This is a genomic window from Allotamlana fucoidanivorans (genome assembly GCF_006265225.1).
GTDB lineage: Bacteria > Bacteroidota > Bacteroidia > Flavobacteriales > Flavobacteriaceae > Allotamlana > Allotamlana fucoidanivorans.
Window position 1 is genome coordinate 18,974 of sequence record NZ_VDCS01000018.1, and the last position, 24,320, is coordinate 43,293.

The 24,320-nt window shown below is 33.7% G+C and carries 17 protein-coding genes; 10 read left to right on the forward strand and 7 right to left on the reverse strand.

All coding sequences use genetic code 11. From position 1 onward, the window contains the following. Window positions 1–28 precede the first annotated feature (28 nt). The 3 genes from porQ to FGF67_RS15800 all read right to left on the reverse strand — a co-directional run bounded on the left by porQ (window position 29) and on the right by FGF67_RS15800 (window position 4,440). Window positions 29–1,048, reverse strand: a complete 1,020-nt coding sequence (porQ, locus tag FGF67_RS15790; RefSeq protein ID WP_139698732.1) for a type IX secretion system protein PorQ — start codon at window positions 1,046–1,048, stop codon at window positions 29–31. 110 nt (window positions 1,049–1,158) lie between these two features. Next, a complete protein-coding gene (lon, locus tag FGF67_RS15795; protein WP_139698733.1) occupies window positions 1,159–3,609 on the reverse strand; it encodes an endopeptidase La in 2,451 nt (816 codons plus the stop codon). A 180-nt stretch (window positions 3,610–3,789) separates the two neighbouring features. Beyond that, window positions 3,790–4,440 (reverse strand): rhomboid family intramembrane serine protease, encoded by a 651-nt coding sequence (locus FGF67_RS15800; protein ID WP_139698734.1) that lies wholly within the window; start codon window positions 4,438–4,440, stop codon window positions 3,790–3,792. Between the two features lie 63 nt (window positions 4,441–4,503). On the opposite strand from FGF67_RS15800, the gene FGF67_RS15805 reads away from it, so the two are divergent. Continuing rightward, window positions 4,504–5,388: a lysophospholipid acyltransferase family protein gene (locus FGF67_RS15805; RefSeq protein ID WP_139698735.1), complete on the forward strand. Its 885-nt coding sequence runs from the start codon at window positions 4,504–4,506 to the stop codon at window positions 5,386–5,388. A gap of 3 nt (window positions 5,389–5,391) precedes the next feature. On the opposite strand, the gene FGF67_RS15810 is transcribed toward FGF67_RS15805, so the two are convergent. After that, window positions 5,392–6,927, reverse strand: a complete 1,536-nt coding sequence (locus FGF67_RS15810) for a sulfatase family protein (protein ID WP_139698736.1) — start codon at window positions 6,925–6,927, stop codon at window positions 5,392–5,394. Between the two features lie 234 nt (window positions 6,928–7,161). After that, window positions 7,162–8,550, reverse strand: coding sequence for a phosphoglucosamine mutase (gene glmM, locus FGF67_RS15815; RefSeq protein ID WP_139698737.1), 1,389 nt, complete (start codon window positions 8,548–8,550; stop codon window positions 7,162–7,164). A 78-nt stretch (window positions 8,551–8,628) separates the two neighbouring features. On the opposite strand from glmM, the gene FGF67_RS15820 reads away from it, so the two are divergent. Continuing rightward, window positions 8,629–9,222: an acyl carrier protein phosphodiesterase gene (locus FGF67_RS15820; RefSeq protein WP_139698738.1), complete on the forward strand. Its 594-nt coding sequence runs from the start codon at window positions 8,629–8,631 to the stop codon at window positions 9,220–9,222. Window positions 9,223–9,459: 237 nt separating this feature from the next. Then, window positions 9,460–10,170, forward strand: coding sequence for a hypothetical protein (locus tag FGF67_RS15825; RefSeq protein ID WP_139698739.1), 711 nt, complete (start codon window positions 9,460–9,462; stop codon window positions 10,168–10,170). Between the two features lie 2 nt (window positions 10,171–10,172). On the opposite strand, the gene FGF67_RS15830 is transcribed toward FGF67_RS15825, so the two are convergent. Continuing rightward, window positions 10,173–10,697: a hypothetical protein gene (locus FGF67_RS15830; RefSeq protein ID WP_139698740.1), complete on the reverse strand. Its 525-nt coding sequence runs from the start codon at window positions 10,695–10,697 to the stop codon at window positions 10,173–10,175. Window positions 10,698–10,832: 135 nt separating this feature from the next. Here FGF67_RS15830 and uvrA point away from each other — a divergent pair, with 135 nt between their 5' ends. The 7 genes from uvrA to FGF67_RS15870 all read left to right on the forward strand — a co-directional run bounded on the left by uvrA (window position 10,833) and on the right by FGF67_RS15870 (window position 23,785). Continuing rightward, window positions 10,833–13,670: an excinuclease ABC subunit UvrA gene (uvrA, locus tag FGF67_RS15835; RefSeq protein ID WP_139698741.1), complete on the forward strand. Its 2,838-nt coding sequence runs from the start codon at window positions 10,833–10,835 to the stop codon at window positions 13,668–13,670. A 424-nt stretch (window positions 13,671–14,094) separates the two neighbouring features. Continuing rightward, window positions 14,095–14,784, forward strand: a complete 690-nt coding sequence (locus FGF67_RS15845; protein WP_139698742.1) for an LOG family protein — start codon at window positions 14,095–14,097, stop codon at window positions 14,782–14,784. A gap of 136 nt (window positions 14,785–14,920) precedes the next feature. After that, window positions 14,921–17,752, forward strand: a complete 2,832-nt coding sequence (locus FGF67_RS15850) for a gluzincin family metallopeptidase (RefSeq protein WP_139698743.1) — start codon at window positions 14,921–14,923, stop codon at window positions 17,750–17,752. A gap of 155 nt (window positions 17,753–17,907) precedes the next feature. Further along, a complete protein-coding gene (locus FGF67_RS15855; protein WP_139698744.1) occupies window positions 17,908–20,319 on the forward strand; it encodes an alpha-ketoacid dehydrogenase subunit alpha/beta in 2,412 nt (803 codons plus the stop codon). A gap of 41 nt (window positions 20,320–20,360) precedes the next feature. Further along, complete coding sequence (locus FGF67_RS15860) at window positions 20,361–20,831, forward strand: hypothetical protein (protein WP_139698745.1); 471 nt, start codon at window positions 20,361–20,363, stop codon at window positions 20,829–20,831. 188 nt (window positions 20,832–21,019) lie between these two features. Next, window positions 21,020–23,446 carry a phenylalanine--tRNA ligase subunit beta gene (pheT, locus tag FGF67_RS15865; RefSeq protein WP_139698746.1) on the forward strand — a complete coding sequence of 809 codons (2,427 nt, stop codon included), beginning with the start codon at window positions 21,020–21,022 and terminating at the stop codon, window positions 23,444–23,446. Between the two features lie 96 nt (window positions 23,447–23,542). Beyond that, window positions 23,543–23,785, forward strand: coding sequence for a DUF2007 domain-containing protein (locus tag FGF67_RS15870; RefSeq protein WP_139698747.1), 243 nt, complete (start codon window positions 23,543–23,545; stop codon window positions 23,783–23,785). A gap of 293 nt (window positions 23,786–24,078) precedes the next feature. On the opposite strand, the gene FGF67_RS17285 is transcribed toward FGF67_RS15870, so the two are convergent. Further along, a complete protein-coding gene (locus FGF67_RS17285; RefSeq protein WP_158293236.1) occupies window positions 24,079–24,222 on the reverse strand; it encodes a hypothetical protein in 144 nt (47 codons plus the stop codon). Between the last annotated feature and the right edge of the window lie 98 nt (window positions 24,223–24,320).

The following is a 24,320-nucleotide window of genomic DNA, read 5'->3' on the forward strand; positions in this document are numbered from 1 at the left end:
AAGCTGGAGTAAGAAAACTTCAGCTTTCTTATCTCAAATCAATCTGCAGTCCAAAAAAGTTGGAATTACCGGCACTTGTATATTTAGCATGCGTATAACTAAAACGCATTCTATTCATTTTTATAGAAATACCTGCCGACAGTCCTGAAAAATTGCGCTGATCAACTATTCTTAAATCCTCACCTCTTCTAAAATTATAACCTAACCGAATATTAAATCCTTTATCTGGAAACAATTCTGCGCCAATTATAGTATGCCTTATCACCTGACCAATAAAACCTATCTTTTCTGAACTTTGATTACCAGATAAATCACTGGTTACTCTAGCTGGATTAGGTCTTGCAATAGGCCATTGCTGTAAATTTTCTAAAGTAATATGCCAACGAATAGGTACATTTTCTAGTTTTTGAGACATTCCAAAAGCAACTTCAAAAGGCAACTTTTCATAGATATCAGCATAAGTTGTTATTTGTGAACCTAAATTTCTAACCACCAACGCCGCATTGAAATCAATAGCTTCATCAATATATAGTAAACCAAGATCAACCGCTACCCCAAAAGAACTATATTGCTCTAGGTTTGATGAAATAAATTTCACATTGGTTCCAAAATAAAAATCAGAATACCCTATTTGTAAGGCATAGCCTAAAGACAAAGCAGTTTCATTTCCTGTAAACGTTCCAGTAGAATTCCCATCTTCATCATAACCATCAAAAGAACCATAATTAATATAAGTAACACCTGTATGAAATGTTTGTGTTCTTCTATCAACAGTATAAGCATACGATGCTGTACCATAGCCAATACCTCCCAAATAACTGGTATAGTTTAAAGCCAATTGATTATCCATTTCCTCATTAATCGTGGCTGGATTAAACAACCCTTGCGTAACATCATAGTCAACATTGGTGAATACTTTTCCACCTAAAGCCGCTTGACGCGGAGACGCAATCAAATTAAGAAACTGATAGGTAGACTCGCCTCCCACTTGAGCTAGTGCCCACGTAGATACTAAACAGCAAAAAAAGGAGACTATTATTCTTAGCATATTGAGGCGCAAAGTAAATAAATCTATCTTAAAACGATAACATGAATCTTTTATTTTAATTCATAAAAAAACCTCGACATATGCCGAGGTTTAAATATTGCTTTAATATGCTATATTTTTTTTGCGTTTTTTACTTTCTGATTTGTAATAGCTATGTTAATCACATCACTCATATCTGACACATAATGAAATGTTAAGCCTTTTAAATATTCTGGTTTTATTTCCTCAATATCTCTACGGTTATCTTCACAAAGTAAAATCTCTTTTATTCTAGCCCTTTTGGCAGCAAGTATCTTTTCTTTAATACCTCCCACTGGTAACACCTTACCTCTTAAGGTGATTTCACCCGTCATTGCTAAACTTTTCTTGACTTTCTTTTGAGTGAATAGTGACACCAATGAGGTTAACATAGTAACGCCTGCACTAGGTCCATCTTTAGGTGTAGCCCCTTCAGGAACATGAATATGTACATTATAATTATCAAAAACTGATGCGTCAATACCAAATGCATCAGCGTTAGATTTTATATACTCCATAGCAATGGTGGCCGACTCTTTCATAACCTTTCCTAGATTCCCCGTAATGGTCATAGCGCCTTTGCCCTTTGATAAAATCGATTCAATAAAAAGGATATCACCACCAACTCTGGTCCATGCTAAACCTGTTACAACTCCAGCTACATTATTGTTTTCATATTTATCACGCTCTAATTTAGGTCCTCCTAAAACCTCAACAATGTCTTCATTAGTGACTTTAATATTATAGTCTTCTTCCATAGCTATACTTTTAGCCGCAAAACGCACCATTTTAGCCACCTGTTTTTCTAAACCACGAACGCCTGATTCACGTGTATAGCCCTCAACTATTTTTTCAAGTTGTGCTTTACCTATTTTCAAATCTTTAGCCGATAAACCATGCTCTTTTAATTGTTTTGGTAATAAATGACGCTTAGCTATTTCAACTTTCTCTTCAATGGTATACCCTGTAACGTTAATAATTTCCATACGATCTAATAATGCAGGCTGAATAGTTGATAAACTATTTGAAGTAGCAATAAACATAACTTTTGATAAGTCATAGCCCATTTCTAAAAAGTTATCATAAAACTCACTGTTTTGTTCAGGATCTAACACTTCTAACATTGCTGAAGAAGGATCGCCTTGATGCGAATTTGACAACTTATCAATTTCATCTAAAACAAACACAGGATTTGATGTTCCTGCCTTTTTTAAGCTTTGAATAATACGCCCAGGCATAGCACCAATATAGGTTTTTCTATGACCTCTAATTTCTGCCTCATCACGTAATCCGCCCAGCGAAATTCTCACATATTCTCTACCTAAAGCTTCCGCAATAGATTTTCCTAAAGAGGTTTTACCAACACCTGGAGGTCCATACAAACAAAGTATGGGAGACTTCATATCGTTTCTTAGCTTTAAAACAGCTAAATACTCAATAATTCTTCGCTTTACATCTTCTAAACCAAAATGATCGCGGTCTAATATTTTCATAGCTCGCTTCAAATCAAATTGGTCTTCACTAAATTCATTCCAAGGTAAATCTAAGAATAACTCTAGATAATTACGCTGAATAGAATACTCTGCAACCTGAGGATTCATCCGTTGCATTTTAGCTATTTCCTTTTCAAAATGTTTAGCCACTTTTTCATCCCAAAGCTTATCTTTAGCTTTGATCTTCATTTCCTCAATTTCCTGATCGTGACTTACACCACCCAATTCTTCCTGAATAGTTTTCATTTGCTGATGCAGAAAATATTCGCGCTGTTGTTGGCTCATATCCATTTGAACCTTAGACTGAATATCATTCTTAAGTTCTAGTTTCTGAAATTCAACATTCATAAACTTCAATGTAGCCAAAGCACGTTGCTTCAAGTTATTTATTTCTAATAACTCTTGCTTTTCCTTTACGGTAAGATTCATGTTTGATGACACAAAATTCACCAAAAATGAATTGCTTTCAATATTCTTAATAGCAAAAGAGGCCTCACTAGGAATATTCGGATTTTCCTTTATGATCTCAAGTGCAAGATCTTTTATAGAATCAATAATTGCAGAAAACTCCTTATTATTCAATGCAGGTTTAGCCTCTGGAATATCTCTAATTGTAGCATTCATGTAAGGCGTCTCGGTAAGAACTTCAGCAACCTTAAACCGTTTTTTACCTTGAATAATTACAGTAACATTGCCATCGGGCATTTTTAAAACACGTAGTATTCTAGCTACCGTCCCCGTTTCATAAATATCTTTTGCCGTGGGTTTTTCTACAGACTCATCTTTTTGAGCCACTACCCCTATTACTTTACTTCCTTTATTAGCATCATTAATAAGTTTAACAGAGGTGTCTCTACCCGCTGTAATAGGTATAACAACACCTGGAAACAACACTGTATTTCTTAATGATAAAATAGGTAGTGTTTCTGGTAATTCTTCATTATTTATTGCCTCTTCATCTTCAGGAGTCATCAATGGAATTAGTTCTGAGTTTTCATCAAATTCCTGTAATGACAAACTGTCAAGGCTCATAAAATTAGATTTTTTCATAGACATATTTAGGTCAAACTGTCATTAAAACAGTACTGAACAATTTTTTAAGTGATTTCTAATACTCAAATAAATACTAATAATCAGCTATTTACGTAGCCAACAACATATATTAGCATAGTCTATATGGCAAGAGCTGTGCCAATAACGAACTAAAGAAACTTGACACCCTTTACTAATCTATATTTTCCCCATTTTCTTTAACACAAACAACAATACTATTGGAATTGCCAACAAACCAATCATAGGCAAACTGGTTTCAAAAAGCCATGGTGCTAAAAATAACGTTATGATATACCCACCAATAGCTCCTCCAAAATGGGCATCATGCCCAATATTACCCACACGCTTTTTCATACCATACATAGAATACAATAAGTAACCGATACCAAATACATAAGCAGGAATAGGTACTGGAATAAAGAAAAACATTAAACTCATACCTGGTTGAAGTAAAATAGCCGCATAAATAATACCAGTTACAGCACCACTAGCACCAACAGCACTATAATGATATTCGTTTTTATGAAAGTACAGTGACAATAAATTACCTAGTAGTAAACTACCAAAATAAATCAATAGAAATTGAACTGGGCTCAGCAGTCTAATTACTAAATCTGCAAAAAAATAAAGCGATAACATATTAAATAACAAGTGCTGTGTATCGGCATGTAAAAACCCAGAACTTATTAACCTAATTTGTTCCCCTCGCTTAACGGCACCAACATTAAATTTATATTTTTCAAAAAAGCTATAATCACCAAACCCTTTATAGGTAATTATAACATTGGCTGCTATTATGATGATGGTAACTAAATCTAAATTGCCCATAGCGTATGTAATGTTTAAATTGAATTTAATCTATATTTGTTGCTACAAATCTAAAATTAATTCATGCAATTTCTAGCGTATATTCTTGTTTATCCAATTTTATGGGTAATATCTAAATTATCTTTTAGATTACTATACTTGATATCTGATGGCGTATACCTATTGGTTTATTATATTATTGGATACAGAAAACACATTGTTACGGATAATTTAAAATTGGTTTTCCCTGAAAAGCCTGAAAAAGAAATTATTATCATAAGAAAAAAATTCTACAAGCATTTATGTGATATGTTTTTAGAAATGGCAAAAACCATGTCTATTTCAGAAGCTCAATTACGAAAAAGGTTTGTTATTAAAAATCCTGAAGAGTTTAAACGTTTAGAAGGTTTAAATAAAAGTATTATTGTGATTTTTGGACATTATGCAAGCTGGGAATGGACTATTGTTTTAAAAAATCATATCAGTTTTAAGACCTTTGGGGTTTACAAAAAACTAGCAAATAAATATTTTGACAACCTAATTAGAACGATTAGATCTAGGTTTGATACCACCTTAATCAGTACTAAAGAAACCATTGCTACTATTAATAAATTTGAAGAAGCTGGTGTAAGAACATTAACGGGGTTTTTAAGTGACCAATCGCCAAGGCACACCAAAGATGCGTATTGGCAAAAATTTATGGGAATTGATGTCCCTTGCTTTACTGGCGCCGAGCGCTTAGCTAAAAAATTAGATTTTTCTACCGCTTACCTAAAAGTAACTAAAAAAAAACGGGGACATTATGAAGCTGAAATTATAACACTTGCCGAAGACTCCAGAACATTCAAGGACTATGATTTAACTAAATTGTTTCTTCAACAGTTAGAAAAACAAATTTATGAGGTTCCTGAATATTACTTTTGGACCCATAAACGTTGGAAACACCGAAAAAATAACCAACAAGGCTAAACGTTAATTTTCTTTAAAATCAGGATTCATAAGCACTCTACCTTCTTGTGCTGCTTTCATATATTCTGCTTTTGAAGGTCGAGGCCGAATACGGTACTTGGTAGGGAGGCCCGTTTCTCTAAAGAAATCATCTGGTGTTCTTCGCTTTGGCAAAAAGTCTTTAGTTTGGGATCTTGTTTCTTTTAAACGAGCTCTCATATCAGCTAAAACCTCAGCATACTCAACATTTGAAGCTATATTATGTAGCTCATCAGGGTCATTGATAATATCAAATAACTCCTCTTTTTCTCTTGGCTTTATGAAACATTTAAGTTGCGTCTCATTAAGTGTGCCTTCTTCGTATTCTTCAAGCATGCTCTGCCAACTTCTACCACGAATTATATCTGCCGAAGGAGTGTTAGGCAAATCTTCATAAAAGTTCTTCACGTATTTATAAGCTTTTGTTCTTATCGCTCTGGTATAGTCTTCAAAATCATGAAAATGGTCTTCTGCATATATTTGATCTCTTATCTCTTTTGACGTATCTAAAAGCATGGATGAAAAGTCATACCCCTCAAATTCTTTAAAAGGGGTTAAACCAGCAAGACTCATAATTGTAGGTGCAATATCAACAGAACTCACCAAATTACTATTTACGGTACCTGCTTTAATTTTTGCAGGCCATTTTACAATCCAAGGTGTTTTTATACCACCATCATATAAGGTTGTTTTATCCCTTGGAAATGCTCTTCCATTATCTGCAATAAACAGAATAACGGTATTCTCAGCAACACCCTGTGCTTCTAGCTCTTTTACAACATGACCAATATAACTATCCATTCTTGCTATTTCATCATAATATAGAGCAAAATCCTTCTTTACCAAATCGGTATCTGGCATGTACGGTGGTAATTGGACATCATTTTCATTATGCACACTTGGGCAGCTTCCATCATCATAAAAAGGTCTATGGGCATCAAATGAGGCTAACCATGTGAAAAAAGGTTTATCCTTAGGACGTTCTTTTAGCAATTTCACCCATTCATCACAACCACTACCATCACCCACAAGTCTTCTATCTAAGCCAATAGGTGCATCAATCCATTGCATTTCAAAAAGCGCGTTAAAATCATTTCTCACAGGATCTCCCAAATGGTACTTTCCTGCTAATCCTGTCCAATAACCATTTGCCTTTAAGGCTTGAACAAATGTTTTCTTTCCTTCGGGAAGTGGCCACGATAATTGCTCGGCATCTGTATTATGAGGATAAAGTCCTGAAATTATACTTGTTCTACTTGGGCTACAGGAACTTGTAGTTAAAAACGCTTCGGTAAACAACATGCCATCCTGTGCTAGCCTATTTAGATTTGGAGTTTTAATATGAGGATGCCCATAGACACCAATATCATTCCAACTAACATCGTCGGCAATAATAAGTACTATGTTTGGTTTATCTGTAGTTTTGGCTGCTTCATGAGGCGCCTTCTTTTTTGACTGACAAGCTGCTATTAAAGCAATAAAAGAAAGGGAAAAATGATACAGTAATTTCTTAACTAACATGGCCTGATTTTTTAAACGATGCTAAATCTAAGACTTTTCTTTAATTTTTTAAGAATATGACCAAATATTACCCTACATTTCAATTATTCTCTTATTGTGCAGAAATAAATTTAAGAGTATACCTTCTCTATACTAAAAAGAAGTCAATTCTTCTTTAGTAAATAAAAATCTTTGATATTCAAACACTACCCTATTCCTACCGTATTTATTAGGTAATTCTTTGGATTAACATAATTACCGTCGAGATATATCTAAAATTTCATCTATAAACTTATCTCCAAGCGCATCAGCCTCAACTTGTGATTTTGCTTCAGTGTATATTCTAATGATGGGCTCGGTATTGCTTTTACGTAAATGCACCCAACTCTCAGCAAAATCAATTTTGACACCATCAATAGTTGTTAAATTTTCTTTCGCATAACGTTCTTCTATGGTATTCAAAATACCATCAACATCTAATCCTGGTGTAAGCTCTATTTTCTTTTTCCCCATAAAGTAATTTGGATAACTTTTTCTAAGTTCACTTACCTTCATTTTTTTATCGGCCAATAAACTCAAAAATAAAGCTACCCCAACCAAAGCATCTCTTCCGTAATGAGACGCAGGGTAAATAATGCCACCATTACCTTCACCCCCAATAACAACCTTATTTTTTTTCATGAGCTTAACCACATTTACTTCTCCTACTGCACTAGCCTCATAGATTCCACCGTGTTTTTCTGTAATATCTTTTAAAGCTCGTGTAGAACTCATGTTACTCACGGTATTTCCTGGTGTTCTGCTCAGCACATAATCTGCGCAGGCTACCAAAGTATATTCCTCTCCAAACATGTCTCCATTTTCATCCATAAAAGCTAAACGATCAACATCAGGATCTACCACAATTCCAAAATCAGCTTTATGTTCTTTAACCGCTTCAGATAAATCGGTTAAATGTTCCTTCAAAGGCTCTGGGTTATGTGGAAATTCTCCATTAGGATTACAGTGGATTTTTATCACATCAACCCCTAAACGTTCCAAAAGTAAAGGTATAGCTATACCTCCTGTTGAATTCACCCCATCAACCACTACTCTAAACCGTTCTTCTTCAATAGCCTTTACGTTCACTAAATCTAAATCAAGAACCTCAATAATATGAAGGTCTATATAGGCCTTATTCTTTGTAATGTTGCCTAAATTATCTACATCTGCGAAACTCATAGTATCACTCTCGGCAATTTCAAGGATTTTTGCTCCTTCATCCGCATCTAAAAACTCACCGTCTTTATTTAACAACTTTAAGGCATTCCATTGTTTTGGATTATGGCTAGCTGTTAAAATAATACCACCATCTGCATGTTCCATTGGCACAGCTATTTCTACGGTAGGTGTGGTAGATAACCCTACATCAACAACATCAATCCCTAACCCAACTAAGGTATTCATTACAAGGTTTTGAATCATTTTACCTGATAGACGAGCATCACGCCCAACCACCACTTTATACTGTTCTTTATGGCGCTGTTGTTTAAGCCAAACACCATAGGCCGAAGCAAATTTTACCGCATCAATAGGAGTTAAATTTTCACCCACAGCGCCTCCAATGGTACCTCTTATACCTGATATTGATTTAATTAATGTCATAATACTAAGTTAGTTTTTCGAACAAATATAGTATTTCAAATTCGTATTTCTTACCAAGGTATTTTGTAAATTTCACAAATGAACTATTTAGCACATATTTATTTATCTGGGGACAATGAGTTAGTCGTCATAGGCAATTTTATTGCAGATGGTATAAAAGGTAAAGATTATAAAAAATACCCTGAAGCTATTCAAATAGGTATCTTATTGCATAGATATATTGACACCTTTACCGATGCGCATAAAACGGTAAGAATCAGCACTAAACGATTACATAAAAAATACGGGCATTATTCTGGGGTTATTGTTGATATTCTGTATGATCACTTTTTAGCGAAAAACTGGAGTCTATATTCAAACACGCCCCTAAAAACATTTGTAGAATCGTTTTATGATGCTCTTGAAGATCACTATGATATGCTTCCTGCTCGGATTCAAAAAATGATACCTTACATGTTATCTGAAAATTGGCTTTTAAGTTATGCATCTATTGAAGGTATTTCAAGAGTTTTAGATGGCATGAACAGAAGAACAAAAAACAGATCTGGTATGAATGAAGCAGTGGTTGAATTACAAGAATTTTATGAAGATTTTGAACATGAATTTTCTGATTTCTTTGCTGAACTTATAACCTTTTCAAAAACAAAACTTGAAGAACTAAGCGCACCTTAATCCTAATATTCATTAACTGTTGTAGAAGATAAACTACAATTATATAGAGTTAAATAAAACTTGTTAAACTTTAGGAGTTCGTCAGGATGATTATTTTAAAAGACCAAGTGCATATAGGTTGAACGGATTATCGAGAAGATAATACGCCCATCGTTTTTTATATAGAAACTTTCCAAATGAAAAGCATATTCAATAAATTAGCAAGAATTTATAACAGCGCCAATTAATCTATCTTGTATGAAAAAAGTACTTAAAATAATTTTAGGAGGATTGGTATTTTTAACATTACCTAGCCTATTATTTTTTGCTTTTTTCTATTTTAAATACCATGAAAATTTGCCAGAGGGTACATCAGGAAACCAAGCAGACACCTTAGCGTACAATATGCTGAATGCCCTAAATTATGAGGCTTACAAAAACACAGACATGATTGAGTGGACCTTTAAAAACCGAAGGCATTACATTTGGAATAAATCAAAAAACACCTGTGAAGTACTTTGGAAATCCTACCGCGTAGACCTTAATTTAGCTAACCCTACAAAGAGTACCGTTTTTATTCATGGATTTAGAAATGAAAGTGATATTAGTCATGATTTAATAAAAAAGGCTTTAAGGTATTTTAATAACGACTCCTTTTGGCTTGTAGCGCCATACAAGGTTTTTGATAAAGGCACAGAACGTAAACTGGTAAAAATTGCAAATAAGGATGCTTTATTAGTTACCTATTCATCTGGAGGAACTACCCCAGGGGATTCTTACCTTTGGTTATTGGATGACAACGACAAACCCTATGCTTTTAAAATGTGGACTTCCATTCTTCCTATTGATGGTTTGGAAGCCTCATGGGATAATTGGATAACCACCAATACAGGAGCTATGCTCCCAACCTTTCATAAATTCTTGTTTTTAGGATTGGAAATAACACATATAAAAACATCTAGCAATTAATACTACTTACTGCGCTGCCCTACAAAGTGATGACTTTTTGATTTAAACAAGACATTGAAACTTGTTAAGCTTCCATAAATTCTAGTAATATATTGTTGCAAGTCAATTTTTCCTTGCTCATCTAAATCACTCGAATTAATACGTTGTTCCATAACTCTTAGTCGATCTCTTACCATGATGATCTTATGAAAAAATTTATCTATAGGCAATTCATAAGGTTTCAAATTATTCTCAGCTGGTTGTAAAATAAGTGTTCCACCTTTATACTTATCGGCAATAGGAACAACTTCGCTCACATCACTCCATTTTTTTAATATATTCACTAAACTCTGTTCTACTTCAAAAAAACTAATAGTATCAACATCATCTTGCGTTGCTTCAATAACTTCAAATTCACTATCTAAGTCAATCGTTTCTAAACCATTTTCAATAAATGTTACCCAATAATGTTGTGAAGTTACATTAGTTACAACACCTTTTCCATATTCTGAATGATTAATTCTTGAACCTATACCTAATAATTTCATCTCTTTAGTTTTAAGTTGTTAGCTAGCATTTCTACTTACAATAATAACAAATCTAACGCTAATCTTCACAAGAATTTAACATCTAAAAATTGTATCTTCGCAGTCTTGTTTACCTAACAAAGGTTTACTATTGCTATGAGTAAATTTGAAGAACGTATTGAAGTAAGAGGAGCGAGAGTTCACAACCTAAAAAATATTGATGTATCCATTCCAAGGGAAAAACTTGTAGTTATTACAGGACTTTCTGGAAGTGGCAAATCATCATTAGCATTTGATACTATTTACGCTGAAGGTCAAAGACGGTATATTGAAACTTTTTCCGCCTATGCACGTCAATTTTTAGGAGGCTTAGAACGCCCTGATGTTGATAAAATTGATGGGCTTTCCCCTGTAATTGCCATTGAGCAAAAAACAACGAGTAAATCGCCACGATCAACCGTTGGAACCATTACAGAGATTTATGATTTTATGCGTTTACTCTTTGCCAGAGCTAGTGACGCTTACAGCTATAACACAGGTGACAAAATGGTTAGTTATAGTGATGAACAAATTAAAGCACTTATACTTAAAGATTTTGAAGGTCAGCGCATCAATATTTTAGCACCAGTAATTCGATCAAGAAAAGGACATTACAGAGAATTATTTGAACACATTGCAAAACAAGGGTTTGTAAAAGTAAGAACAGACGGTGAAATTCGGGATATTGCGAAAGGCATGAAACTTGATCGCTATAAAACCCACGATATTGAAATTGTTATTGATAGATTAGTGGTTAATGACACTATTGATAATGATAAACGACTCACAGAAACGATTAATACAGCCATGTATCATGGCGAAGACGTTTTATTGGTTATTAATCAAGATAATGGTGAAACGCGTTATTTTAGTAGAAATTTAATGTGTCCGTCTTCAGGTATTTCATATCCAAATCCTGAGCCTAATAATTTTTCTTTTAATTCTCCCAAAGGAGCTTGCCATACGTGTAATGGCATAGGAACCTTGTATCAGGTTAATGAAAACAAAATTATTCCAGATGATTCGTTGTCTATAAAAAATGGGGCACTAGCGCCTCATGGCCCTGAAAAAAATAGCTGGATCTTTAAACAGTTTGAAACTATTGCGACACGATTTAACTTTAAACTTACTGATGCTTATAAAAGTATTCCTAAGGAAGCCAAACACATGATTCTTTATGGAGGTCATGACAAATTTTCTGTTGAAAGTAAAACTTTAGGAGTTACTAGAGATTATAAGATTGATTTTGAAGGGGTAGCTAACTTTATAGAAAATCAATATAAAACGGCTGAATCAACTTCACTAAAACGCTGGGCAAAAGATTTTATGGACAAGGTTACGTGCCCTGATTGTAAAGGCTCAAGACTCAAAAAGGAATCTCTTTACTTTAAAATAAACAATAAAAATATTGCCGAATTAGCAAACTTAGATATTGTTGATTTATCTCTATGGTTTGCGGATCTTCATAAACACCTTTCTGAAAAACAGTTTAAAATAGCTGAAGAAATACTCAAAGAAATTAAATCACGACTTCAATTTTTATTAGATGTTGGTTTAAATTATTTAAGCCTTAACCGAAGTTCAAAATCATTATCTGGTGGTGAGGCGCAACGCATTAGGTTAGCTACACAAATAGGATCTCAGCTTGTTGGTGTTCTATATATTCTAGATGAACCCAGTATTGGTTTACATCAACGCGACAATGAAAAACTCATAAATTCTCTCGTTTCTTTAAGAGATATTGGAAATTCGGTGATTGTGGTAGAGCATGATAAAGACATGATAGAACGTGCCGATTATGTTATTGATATTGGTCCTAGGGCGGGTAAACATGGTGGTGAAATTATTAGCATTGGAAACCCCAACGAACTAAAATCACAAAATACCTTAACCGCTGATTATTTAAACGGGAGCAAGGAAATAGAAATTCCTAAAACACGAAGAAGTGGTAACGGTCATTTTTTAGACTTGAGAGGTTGCACGGGTAATAATCTTAAAAATGTATCGGTAAAATTTCCACTTGGTAAAATGATTGGGGTTACAGGGGTTTCTGGAAGTGGTAAATCTACTCTTATTAATGAAACGCTCTACCCTATTTTAAATGCTCATTACTTTAATGGTGTGAAAAAACCAATGCCATACAAAAGCATAAATGGTTTAGAACATATTGACAAAGTGATTGACATTAATCAATCACCCATAGGGCGAACTCCCAGAAGCAATCCCGCTACTTATACGGGTGTTTTTAGTGAAATAAGAAGTTTATTTGCAAAAATTCCAGAAGCTATGATTCGTGGTTATAAGCCTGGAAGGTTTAGCTTTAATGTAAAAGGTGGGCGCTGTGAAACCTGTCAAGGTGGCGGATTAAAGGTGATTGAAATGAACTTTCTTCCAGATGTTTATGTAGAATGTGAAACTTGCCAAGGTAAGCGGTTTAACCGAGAAACCCTTGAAATTCGTTACAAAGGAAAATCTATTAGTGATGTTTTAAACATGACCATTAATGAAGGGGTAAATTTCTTTGAGCATATTCCTAAAATACATAAAAAACTAAAAACCATAAAAGATGTTGGGCTGGGCTATATCACCCTAGGGCAGCAAAGTACCACGCTTTCGGGTGGTGAAGCCCAACGCATAAAACTAGCTACAGAACTATCAAAACGAGATACTGGAAACACGTTTTATATCTTAGACGAACCTACAACAGGGCTCCACTTTGAAGATATAAGGGTTTTAATGCTTGTGTTAAACAAACTTGTAAATAAAGGAAACACTGTGTTAATTATTGAACATAATTTAGATGTCATTAAAACGGTAGATCATATTATTGATATTGGTTATGAAGGCGGAAAAGGTGGCGGACAAATTATTGTTGAAGGCCCTCCTGAAGAGGTAGTAAAACATAACAAAAGCTATACCGCCAAATTTCTTAAAAAGGAATTAATAACAGTCTAGCTCATACTTGGTACTTGATCATATCATTTAATCGGAGTACTATTTCGTACATTTTTATATAAACCTAAAAAAATATGAAAAGTTTACTTTGGATAGTAGCCGTTATATGTATAATAACATAACTCCTTGGTCTTGTAGGCATAGTTCCTAACATTGGCGCAAGTAGCTTAATACATATTTTATTAGTTATAGCAATTATCATGGTCTTTATAACATTATAAGCGGTAAAAGACCGCTGTAAAATTACTACATTCAATCAGTTCCATAAATAAGGAAAGGTGCATGTACTTAACAGATTCACCTTTCCCTTTTTTATTAAAAAATAAAACTAATAATCCTAAGTAGAATATTGGAGTATCTTATTTTTAAATCTTATTTTGCAAACAAAACAAATGTAAGTTTCATTGATTAAAGACTTAAAACTATGATGAAAGAATTACGACACAAAGGCTGGAATGAAATAAAAACAAATGACTCATGGGCTATTTTTAAAATCATGGGCGAATTTGTTAATGGCTTTGAAAAAATGAGCAAAATAGGACCTTGTGTATCTATTTTTGGTTCGGCCAGAACAAAACCTGAAGACAAATACTATAAGTTGGCCGAGTCTGTAGCAAAAGCTATTGTTGAAGCTGGATATGGCGTGATAACTGGCGGAGGACCAGGAATTATGGAAGCTGGTAATAAAGGCGCTCATTTAGGCGGAGGTACTTCGGTTGGACTCAACATTGAATTGCCATTTGAACAACATGACAACCCTTATATTGATGCTGATAAAAACTTAGACTTTGATTACTTCTTTGTACGCAAAGTGATGTTTGTAAAATATTCACAAGGCTTTGTTGTTATGCCAGGAGGCTTTGGTACACTTGATGAATTATTTGAAGCCATTACCCTTATTCAAACTCATAAAATAGGTAAGTTTCCTATCATTCTGGTAGGAACAGATTTTTGGCGAGGTCTGATAGACTGGATTAAAACCACACTTTTAGACAGATTCTCAAACATAAGTCCTAAAGATTTAGACTTAATTCATTTGGTGGATAGAGAACATGAAGTAATCACTATTCTTGATGAATTCTATAAAAAATCAAATTTATCTCCTAATTTTTAGTCATTACAACGTATTAAATTGGATAAGTATAGTACTAATTACGCCTATAATCATTGCTTATTAGTTAAGGGTTTGGTAGTATATTTATTATATTGCATCGCCTTTATGACTATAACCTTTTAACGCTATTATAATATTGAATTTGCGTCTATTTTATTGTGCCATTTTATACTGCGTTTGCTTCTCTTCCTTCAGTCAAAATAATATTGCTGTAAAGGCTGCTTTTGATATTAATAAAAAGCAAATCAAAATTTCACAAACTATACAATATTTTAATGTATCATCAGATACTTTAAAAGTAATTTACTTGAATGACTGGGCCAATAGTTACGCCACTAAATCAACCCCTCTTGCTATAAGAATGGCTGATGAATACAGAAATGATTTTCACCTCGCAAAAAATGAAGATAGAGGCTTTACGGTAGTTACCTCATTGAAAGAAAATGGTAAAGATGTTGTCTTTCAAAGAGTAAAAGACCAAATAGACATTATTGAAGTTCAACTAAATACGGCTGTAAATCCAGGACATTCATACACTTTAAATCTTGAATATATTGTACAAATTCCTAATGATAAATTTACATATTACGGCATTACCAGTGATGGTAATGTCAATTTAAGGTACTGGTATATAACACCTGCTGAGTATAACGGCGATTGGCTATATTACAGCAATAAAGATTTAGATGATATGATTATTCCTAAGTCTGATATTTCTCTTGAAGTTGAAATTCCTAAAAATTACAAACTCACTTCTGATTTGAATATACAAACCACAACATCTGGTTTTAAAACTCAAACTATTAAACTAAATGGTGAAAACAGAAACTCTAACAAGCTGTTTTTGAGTAAAAAATCAGATTTTAACACCATTCAGTCTGAAGATATTTCTTTTATATCAAACATTGATGATGGTGGTTTAGAAGTTTTAGATAAGGTTTTAATTACTGAAAAAATAACAAATTTTATATCCAAACATTTTGGTCCCTATCCGCATGAAAAATTATTGCTCACTCAAATTGACTATGTAAAGGACCCTATTTACGGATTAAATTTTTTACCAAAATTTATAAAACCGTATCCTAATCATTTTCAATATGAGCTAAAGTTGCTAAAAATAGCCCTACATAATTACTTAGAAAACACATTACTCATCAACCCCAGAAAAGAACAATGGCTATTAGATGGTATACAGATTTATTATGCCATGAAGTATGTAGACACGCATTACCCAAACATGAAATTCTTGGGGACTATTGCCGATCTTTGGGGGGTTAGATCTTTTCATGCTGCCGACATGAACTTTAACGACAAATATGTCCTAGCTTTTATGCTTATGGCAAGAACAAATAGAGATCAAGAATTAACAAAGGCCAAAGACTCTTTATTAAAATTTAATAAAAATATTGCCAACAAATACAAGGCTGGTGTGGGTTTAAAATATTTAGATGATTTTGTAAATCATGATGTCGTTGAAAATGCACTTGAAAACTTTGTAAAAGAGAACAAACTGCAAGAAACATCAACTGCAGCGTTTGAAACTTACATTAAGTCATTAACCAATAAAAATATCGATTGGTTTTTTGAAGACTATATTGCCACACGAAAAAAAATTGATTTCAAAATTAAAAAGGTAATTACAACAGAAGACTCTATAACCATTACTGTAAAAAACAAGAGAGACAACAAAATGCCTATTTCGTTATACGGGTTAAATAACGATAGTATTATTTCAAAACATTGGATACAAAACATAACAGATTACAAAACCATAACAATAGCTAAAGACAGCATTAATAAGCTCGTACTAAACTATGAAAATAACATTCCCGAATTTAATTTAAGAGATAATTGGAAATCGTTAAAGGGATTTTTCTTTAACAACAAACCATTTCAATTTAGATTATTTAAAGATATTGAAGACCCTAATTACAACCAAGTCTTTTTTATGCCACTTATAGAGTTTAATAACATTTATGATGGCATAACTTTAGGTGTAAAAGCTTACAACAAAACTATACTTAGAAAACGCTTTAATTATCAGATATCTCCTCAATATGCATTTGGTTCAAAATCATTAACTGGTGCGGCTTCTGTTTCTAATACCCATTATCTAAATGACAGAAACCTATACCAAATAAGATATGGCGTATCAGGTAGCTACACCTCCTTCGCCCAAGATTTATTTGTTAGAAAATTAACCCCTTCCATCACATTCAGGTTCAGAGAAAATAATGACTTAAGGTCTAACAAAAATAAAATGTTATTATTTAGGTTTGTTGACATCCATAGAGATAAAGACGAAAACAATATTTTAACAACTACAACACCCAACTATTCTGTTTTTAATGCACGATATATTCACTCAAACGACAACTTGATAACCTACAACAGATGGTATGTAGATTTTCAGCAAGCTAATGATTTTAGTAAACTATCCTTAAATTATGAGTATAGGCATTTGTTTGAAAATAACAGGCAACTTAATCTTCGGGTATTTACTGGAGCTTTTTTGAATAACAAAACAGATATCAATTCAGACTTTTTCAGCTTTGCTCTAGATAGACCAACCGATTATCTGTTTGATTACAATTATTTAGGCAGATCGGAGTCCTCAGGTATATTCAGCCAACAGTATATTCCAACGGAAGGAGGGTTTAAATCAAAATTAGAACCTCATTTTGCTAACCAATGGATCACCACCCTTAACGCCAGTACAACTATTTGGAGGTATATTTTATTATATGGTGATGTTGGCTTTGTAAAAAACAAATTATCGACACCCAAATTTGTTTATGATTCTGGTATTAGAATTAACTTGGTAACAGATTATTTTGAGCTATACTTTCCTATTTATTCCAATAAAGGTTGGGAGATTACCCAGCCCAGGTATGCTCAAAATATTCGATTCATTTTCACTGCAGATCCCAAATCGCTCTTAGGCTTATTTAGACGACGCTGGTTTTAAATAATTTTTACAAAAATAAGGTTTTGAATATATTTTTCACAACAAAACAGAGTTTTACCGCTTAATTTTATTGTATTCGTAATTATTTACACAAAAATATAATTGCAAAAAAGACAAACATTACCTACTTTTGCAAAAGCTAAAAGCATTACTCTATGCAAACCCTATCCAATTTGAAAAGTAACATATCTTTTGAAGATTTTAAGGCCGAAGTTTTAAACGATTACAAAATAGCCTTAATTAGTCGTGAATGTAGCTTATTAGGAAGACGAGAAGTGCTTACTGGAAAAGCTAAATTCGGAATTTTTGGAGACGGTAAAGAAGTACCACAATTAGCAATGGCTAAAGCCTTTAAAAAAGGCGATTGGCGCTCTGGATATTACAGAGATCAAACCTTTATGATGGCTATTAATGAACTCACCGCAGAGCAGTTCTTTGCTGGACTTTATGCCAACACCAACATAGAATTAGAACCCATGTCTGCAGGGAGGCAAATGGGAGGTCATTTTGTAACGCATAGTTTAAACGATGATGGTACTTGGAAGAATCTCACAAAACAATATAACTCAAGTGCAGACATTTCTCCAACGGCTGGCCAAATGCCCAGATTATTGGGACTGGCGCAGGCTTCTAAAATCTTTAGAGAAGTAAAAGAAATAAATGCAACTAATTTCTCTAATAACGGTGATGAAGTAGCTTGGGGTACCATAGGTAACGCCAGTACAAGTGAGGGCTTGTTTTTTGAAACTATTAATGCTGCTGGGGTATTACAAGTTCCTATGGTAATTAGTATCTGGGATGATGAATATGGTATATCTGTTCATGCCAAACACCAAACAACAAAAGAAAATATATCTGAAATATTATCAGGTTTTCAAAGAGACCAAAATAACAAAGGGTATGAAATTTTAAGAGTAAAAGGTTGGGATTATGCTAATTTAATTGAAACCTACCAAGAAGCTGGAGCTATAGCTAAAGAAGAACATGTACCTGTTCTTATTCATGTTTCTGAATTAACACAACCTCAAGGGCATTCTACCTCGGGTTCTCATGAACGTTATAAAAGCGCAGAACGCCTAGAATGGGAAACAAATCATGATTGTAATACGCGTTTCAGAGAATGGATAATTGAAAATGGTATTGCAACAAATGAGGCACTAATAGAACTTGAGCGTGCCGCTAAAAGAGAGGTTAGACAGGCCAAAAACACAGCATGGAACACCTTCTTAAAACCTATAAAAAAAGAACAAACTGAACTCATATCTATTTTAAAACAAATCGCACCGCTAAGTAGCAATCGTGTTTTTATTAATAAAATTCAAGAAAATCTTTCTGAAATTGGAGAACCTACAAGAAAGGATATTTTATCAAGTGCTAGACGTGCTTTGAGATATATAGTAGGCGAAACATTTGTTGGTCATCAAACATTAGGTCAATGGATAAATGGCATTTTTGAAAACGTACAGCCCAAGTTTAGTTCTCACTTATATTCTCAAACACAACGTTCTAATACGCGTATTAAAGAGATTAAACCTACATATGATGATGGGGCCGCTTTAGTTGATGGAAGGATTATATTAAGAGACAACTTTGATGCCCTTTTTGCTAGTCATCCGGAGGCTCTAGTATTTGGTGAAGATACAGGTAATATTGGTGATGTTAATCAAGGATTAGAAGGCTTACAGGCCAAATATGGTGAATTACGTATTGCAGATGCCGGAATACGAGAAGCTACTATTGTTGGGCAAGGTATTGGCTTAGCCTTAAGAGGTTTAAGACCTATTGCTGAAATTCAATACTTAGACTATATCCTTTATGCGATTCAAATTATTAGTGATGATTTGGCTACCACCCACTACAGAACAAAAGGAAAACAAAAAGCACCGCTTATTATAAGAACGCGAGGCCACCGTTTAGAGGGTATATGGCACTCTGGATCACAAATGGGAGGCATTCTAAATTTGGTAAGAGGTGTTAACCTTTTAGTGCCTAGAAATATGACCAAAGCCGCTGGATTTTATAACACATTACTTTTAGGTGACGATCCTGCAATTGTAGTTGAGTGTTTAAATGGTTACCGCTTAAAGGAAAAAATGCCTAATAATTTAAATGCTATAAAAACGCCAATAGGGGTTGTTGAAACGATAAAAACAGGGCAAGATATAACTTTAGTCTCTTACGGTTCTACCTTAAGAATTGTTGAGCATACTGCCAAAGAATTACAGGCTGTAGGTATTAATGCTGAAATTATTGATGTACAATCACTTATCCCTTTTGATCTAAATCATGATATTGTAAAAAGTATTGCTAAAACAAATAGAGTCATGATTATTGATGAAGATGTTCCTGGTGGAGCTTCGGCATACATACTTGATGAAATAATTAATAAGCAAAAGGCGTTTCAATATCTTGATAGTGCACCAAAAACACTAACAGCGAAACCTCATAGACCTGCCTATGGCAATGATGGTGATTATTTCTCTAAACCATCGGCTGAGGATATTTTTGAAGCTGTTTATGAAGTTATGCACGAAGTAAACCCAAGAAATTATCCCAAATTAAGATGATACCTTTTCTTTAAAAAGAGCATTAAGCATTTTAAAATAACATGAAAGCTGTAGGTATTAGAGACATTAAAAAAGAATTAAAACAGCTTTCAAATCAAGAGCTCCAAGATCTTTGCTTAACACTATCACGCTTTAAAAAAGAAAACAAAGAACTCCTCACCTATTTACTTTTTGAATCTTATAACGAAGATGGCTACATTCAAACGATAAAAAGTTACATGGATGATGAATTTCAAATGATTAATACCTCCAGTTTTTATTTTATTCGTAAGAGCGTCAGAAAGATTTTAAAAAACGTAAAAAAATACATTCGATATTCTCAAAAAAAGGAAACTGAAGTTGAACTCCTACTCTACTTTTGCTTGAAGTTAAAACATTTCAATCCGAGTATTTCTAACTCTACCCAATTACAAAACGCGTATCACAGACAACTTCAATTGGCAAAGAAAATACTTCATAACCTTCACGAAGATTTACAATATGATTACAATATAGTATTAGAAGAATTGTAAAATTCGGTTCAAAACAATCTGATAATTGCAGTTTAAAGTCGAACTCAATTTAGGTTCGCGTTTCATAGCCGCATTCAAATACTAAAATTAATAACAAATACTTCTTTTTAGGTCACAATTTGGAATACATTGTTTGAATGGTTGGTGCAATATTCTATCTTTGCAGCCTTAAATTAGTACTACAATTTATGAAGATTTCTTATAACTGGCTCAAACAATTTTTAAAGACAGATTGGACACCCGAACAAACAAGTGAACTCCTTACAGATTTAGGTCTGGAAGTTGAAGGATTAGAAGCCTATCAATCTGTAAAAGGTGGTTTAGAAGGTGTTATTGTAGGGGAAGTACTTACCTGTGTAAAACATCCTAATGCAGACAAATTAAAAGTAACCACGGTCAATATAGGTGACAATGATCCTTTGCAGATTGTTTGTGGCGCACCCAATGTTGCGGCTGGTCAAAAAGTACCTGTAGCAACTATTGGCACTATGCTTTATACAGAAGCAGGGGAATCTTGGACAATCAAAACAGGAAAAATAAGAGGTGAAGTAAGCCACGGAATGATTTGTGCTGAAGATGAATTAGGATTAGGCAAATCTCATGATGGCATTATGGTTCTTGATGAAAATATACAAGTAGGAACCCCCGCGGCTGAAATTTTTGATATTGAAAATGATCAAGTTTTTGAAATAGGACTAACACCAAACAGAGCAGACGCCATGAGTCATTTAGGTACAGCGAGAGACCTAAAAGCAGGCTTGATGCAAAAAGATATCAATTTAGAACTCATTACACCATCAGTAAGTGCGTTTCATGTAGATAATCGTATGCTGAAAATGGATGTTGATGTTAAGGACAAAACTTTAGCCCCACGTTATTGCGGTGTAACCATATCTGGAATTAAAGTAAAAGAATCGCCTGCTTGGCTTCAAAATAGACTGAAAGCTATTGGGTTAAGTCCTATAAACAATATTGTTGATGCCACTAATTATGTGCTTCATGATTTAGGGCAACCGTTACACGCTTTTGATGCTGTGAAAATAGCAGGAAATAAAATTGAAGTAAAAACACTTGAGGCTGGAACAAAATTTGTTACCCTTGACGGGATTGAAAGAACTCTTCATGAAGACGATCTGATGATATGTGATGCCGAAAAACCAATGTGTATTGCTGGAGTTTTTGGCGGTGAATTTTCAGGGGTTACCGAAAATACCACAAGTATCTTTTTAGAAAGCGCTTATTTTAACCCTATAAGCATCAGAAAAACGGCAAAACGTCACGGTTTAAATACAGATGCTTCTTTTAGGTTTGAACGCGGTATAGATCCTAATATTACCGAGTACGCTTTAAAAAGAGCTGCCTTACTTATTCAGGAAATTGCAGGAGGAGAAATAACCAGCGATATTATTGATGTTTACCCGAAAAAGATTAAAGATTTCGAGGTTAGATTAAGTTTTGAAAATGCCAAGCGTTTAATTGGTGAAGAAATTCCTAAAGAGACCATAAAAAAAATATTATCGTCTTTAGAGATTAAAGTTAATAACGTTACGGAAGCAGGGTTAGGATTAACGGTACCAGCTTATAGAAATGATGTGCAACGTGAAGCAGATATTATTGAAGAAATTTTAAGAGTTTACGGTTACAACAATGTAAATACAACCAAAAAGTTAAATGCTTCAATAGCCACTATGTCTCGTTTTGAAGATTATAAAATTCAAAATATTATAGGAAACCAATTGGCGGCCCAAGGATTCTTTGAAATTCTTTCTAATTCATTAACCACACCAGGCTATGTTAGTTTAAGTGAGCAACTGAAAGAAGAGCATAACGTAACCATGCTTAATCCGTTGAGTAACGATTTATCTGTTTTAAGGCAGTCATTACTATTCTCAGGATTAGAATCTATCGCTTTCAACATCAATAGAAAACGATCCGATTTAAAATTCTTTGAATTCGGAAAAACTTACCATACTTTTGGAGATAATCGTGAAGAATTTAAGCATTTATCACTATTTATTACGGGCAATCAGGCTTCTGAAAATTGGATAGAAAAAAGCGTAAAATCTGATTTCTTTTTAATGAAAGGATTGATTACTTCCATTTTAGATAGACTAGGAATTTCAAACGCAAAAGAAACTCCGGTAAAAGATGATTTGTTTGCTGAAGGGGTAACCGTTAGTCTTGGTAAAACTAAATTGATTGATTTTGGTTTAATAACAAAAACCGTTTTAAAACATTTTGACATTTCGCAAGAAGTCATTTTCGCTGATTTTAATTGGGATAACATATTGGAAATTATAAAGCATAACAGTATTAAATTTAGCCCAATACCAAAATACCCTGAGGTTAGGCGAGATTTTGCCTTACTTTTAGATGAAAATGTAACCTTCAGTTCTATTTATCAGATAGCCATTCAAAGTGAAAAACACTTACTAAAAGACGTGAACTTGTTTGATGTTTATCAAGGGAAAAATTTGCCTACGGGAAAAAAAAGTTATGCCGTAAGTTTTACACTACGTGATGAAAATAAAACACTTAACGACAAGCAAATAGATAAAATAATGAAGAAACTACAAACTAATTTTGAAAACCAATTGGGTGCAGAATTAAGGTAAACAAGGTAGTTATAAAATAAAAAAGCCAGCTTATTGCTGGTTTTTTTGTACCTAAAAATTTCGTATATTTAAGATGAACCTTAAAAAGGTATTGTCATGACAAATTCAAATTATGTAAAAATTTATACTGGCGAATTAATTGTTGTACAGCGTATGGTTTCTGAGTTAGAAAAGCTGGATATTATTCCTGTTTTGAAAGATCAAACAGATTCTGGATTACTTCCTATTTTTGGATCATCGAACTCTATCTTTAAACAAGTTTATGTACACAAAGATGAATTAGATACAGCTCAAAAAGTTGTAGATGCAATATCTTCCGAATTGGAAGAACTTCAATAGTAGGCAATACATTCTGGTTTCAATTAACCACAACCAACACCAAGTTGTTGAATCTACAACTTTAGGTGCTGGTTGCTTCATTCATTGCTTTCAGTATCTAAACACATAATCTAATCTCGGCAGAACCACAATATCGATACGATTACCAACAACTTTCATAATAATGACCACTGACATTTACCCATTTTAGCGAGTTTATTATATTATAAATATCTAACTGTGTAATCTATTGGCACACCATGATTATCTCTACTTGAAACAGCATTATCACCTTTAATTATTTTCTCTAAATCTCAAAAGTTTTTTGCAGAAACAGTCTCTGCTCCCACCTTTGCATTACCTACTACTACAACGGTAGTAATACTTGAATTCTCTAAAACATTTTTATATTTAGCTTCAACCTCTCCTTTTTGACCTCCTCCCGTTAAACCGGACAATTTAAAACTAGAGAAAACCGAGCAAATAAATGTGTAACTTTAAACAATTATTTGCATATGAAACGATCAAAATTCACGGAGAGTCAAATCGTATTTGC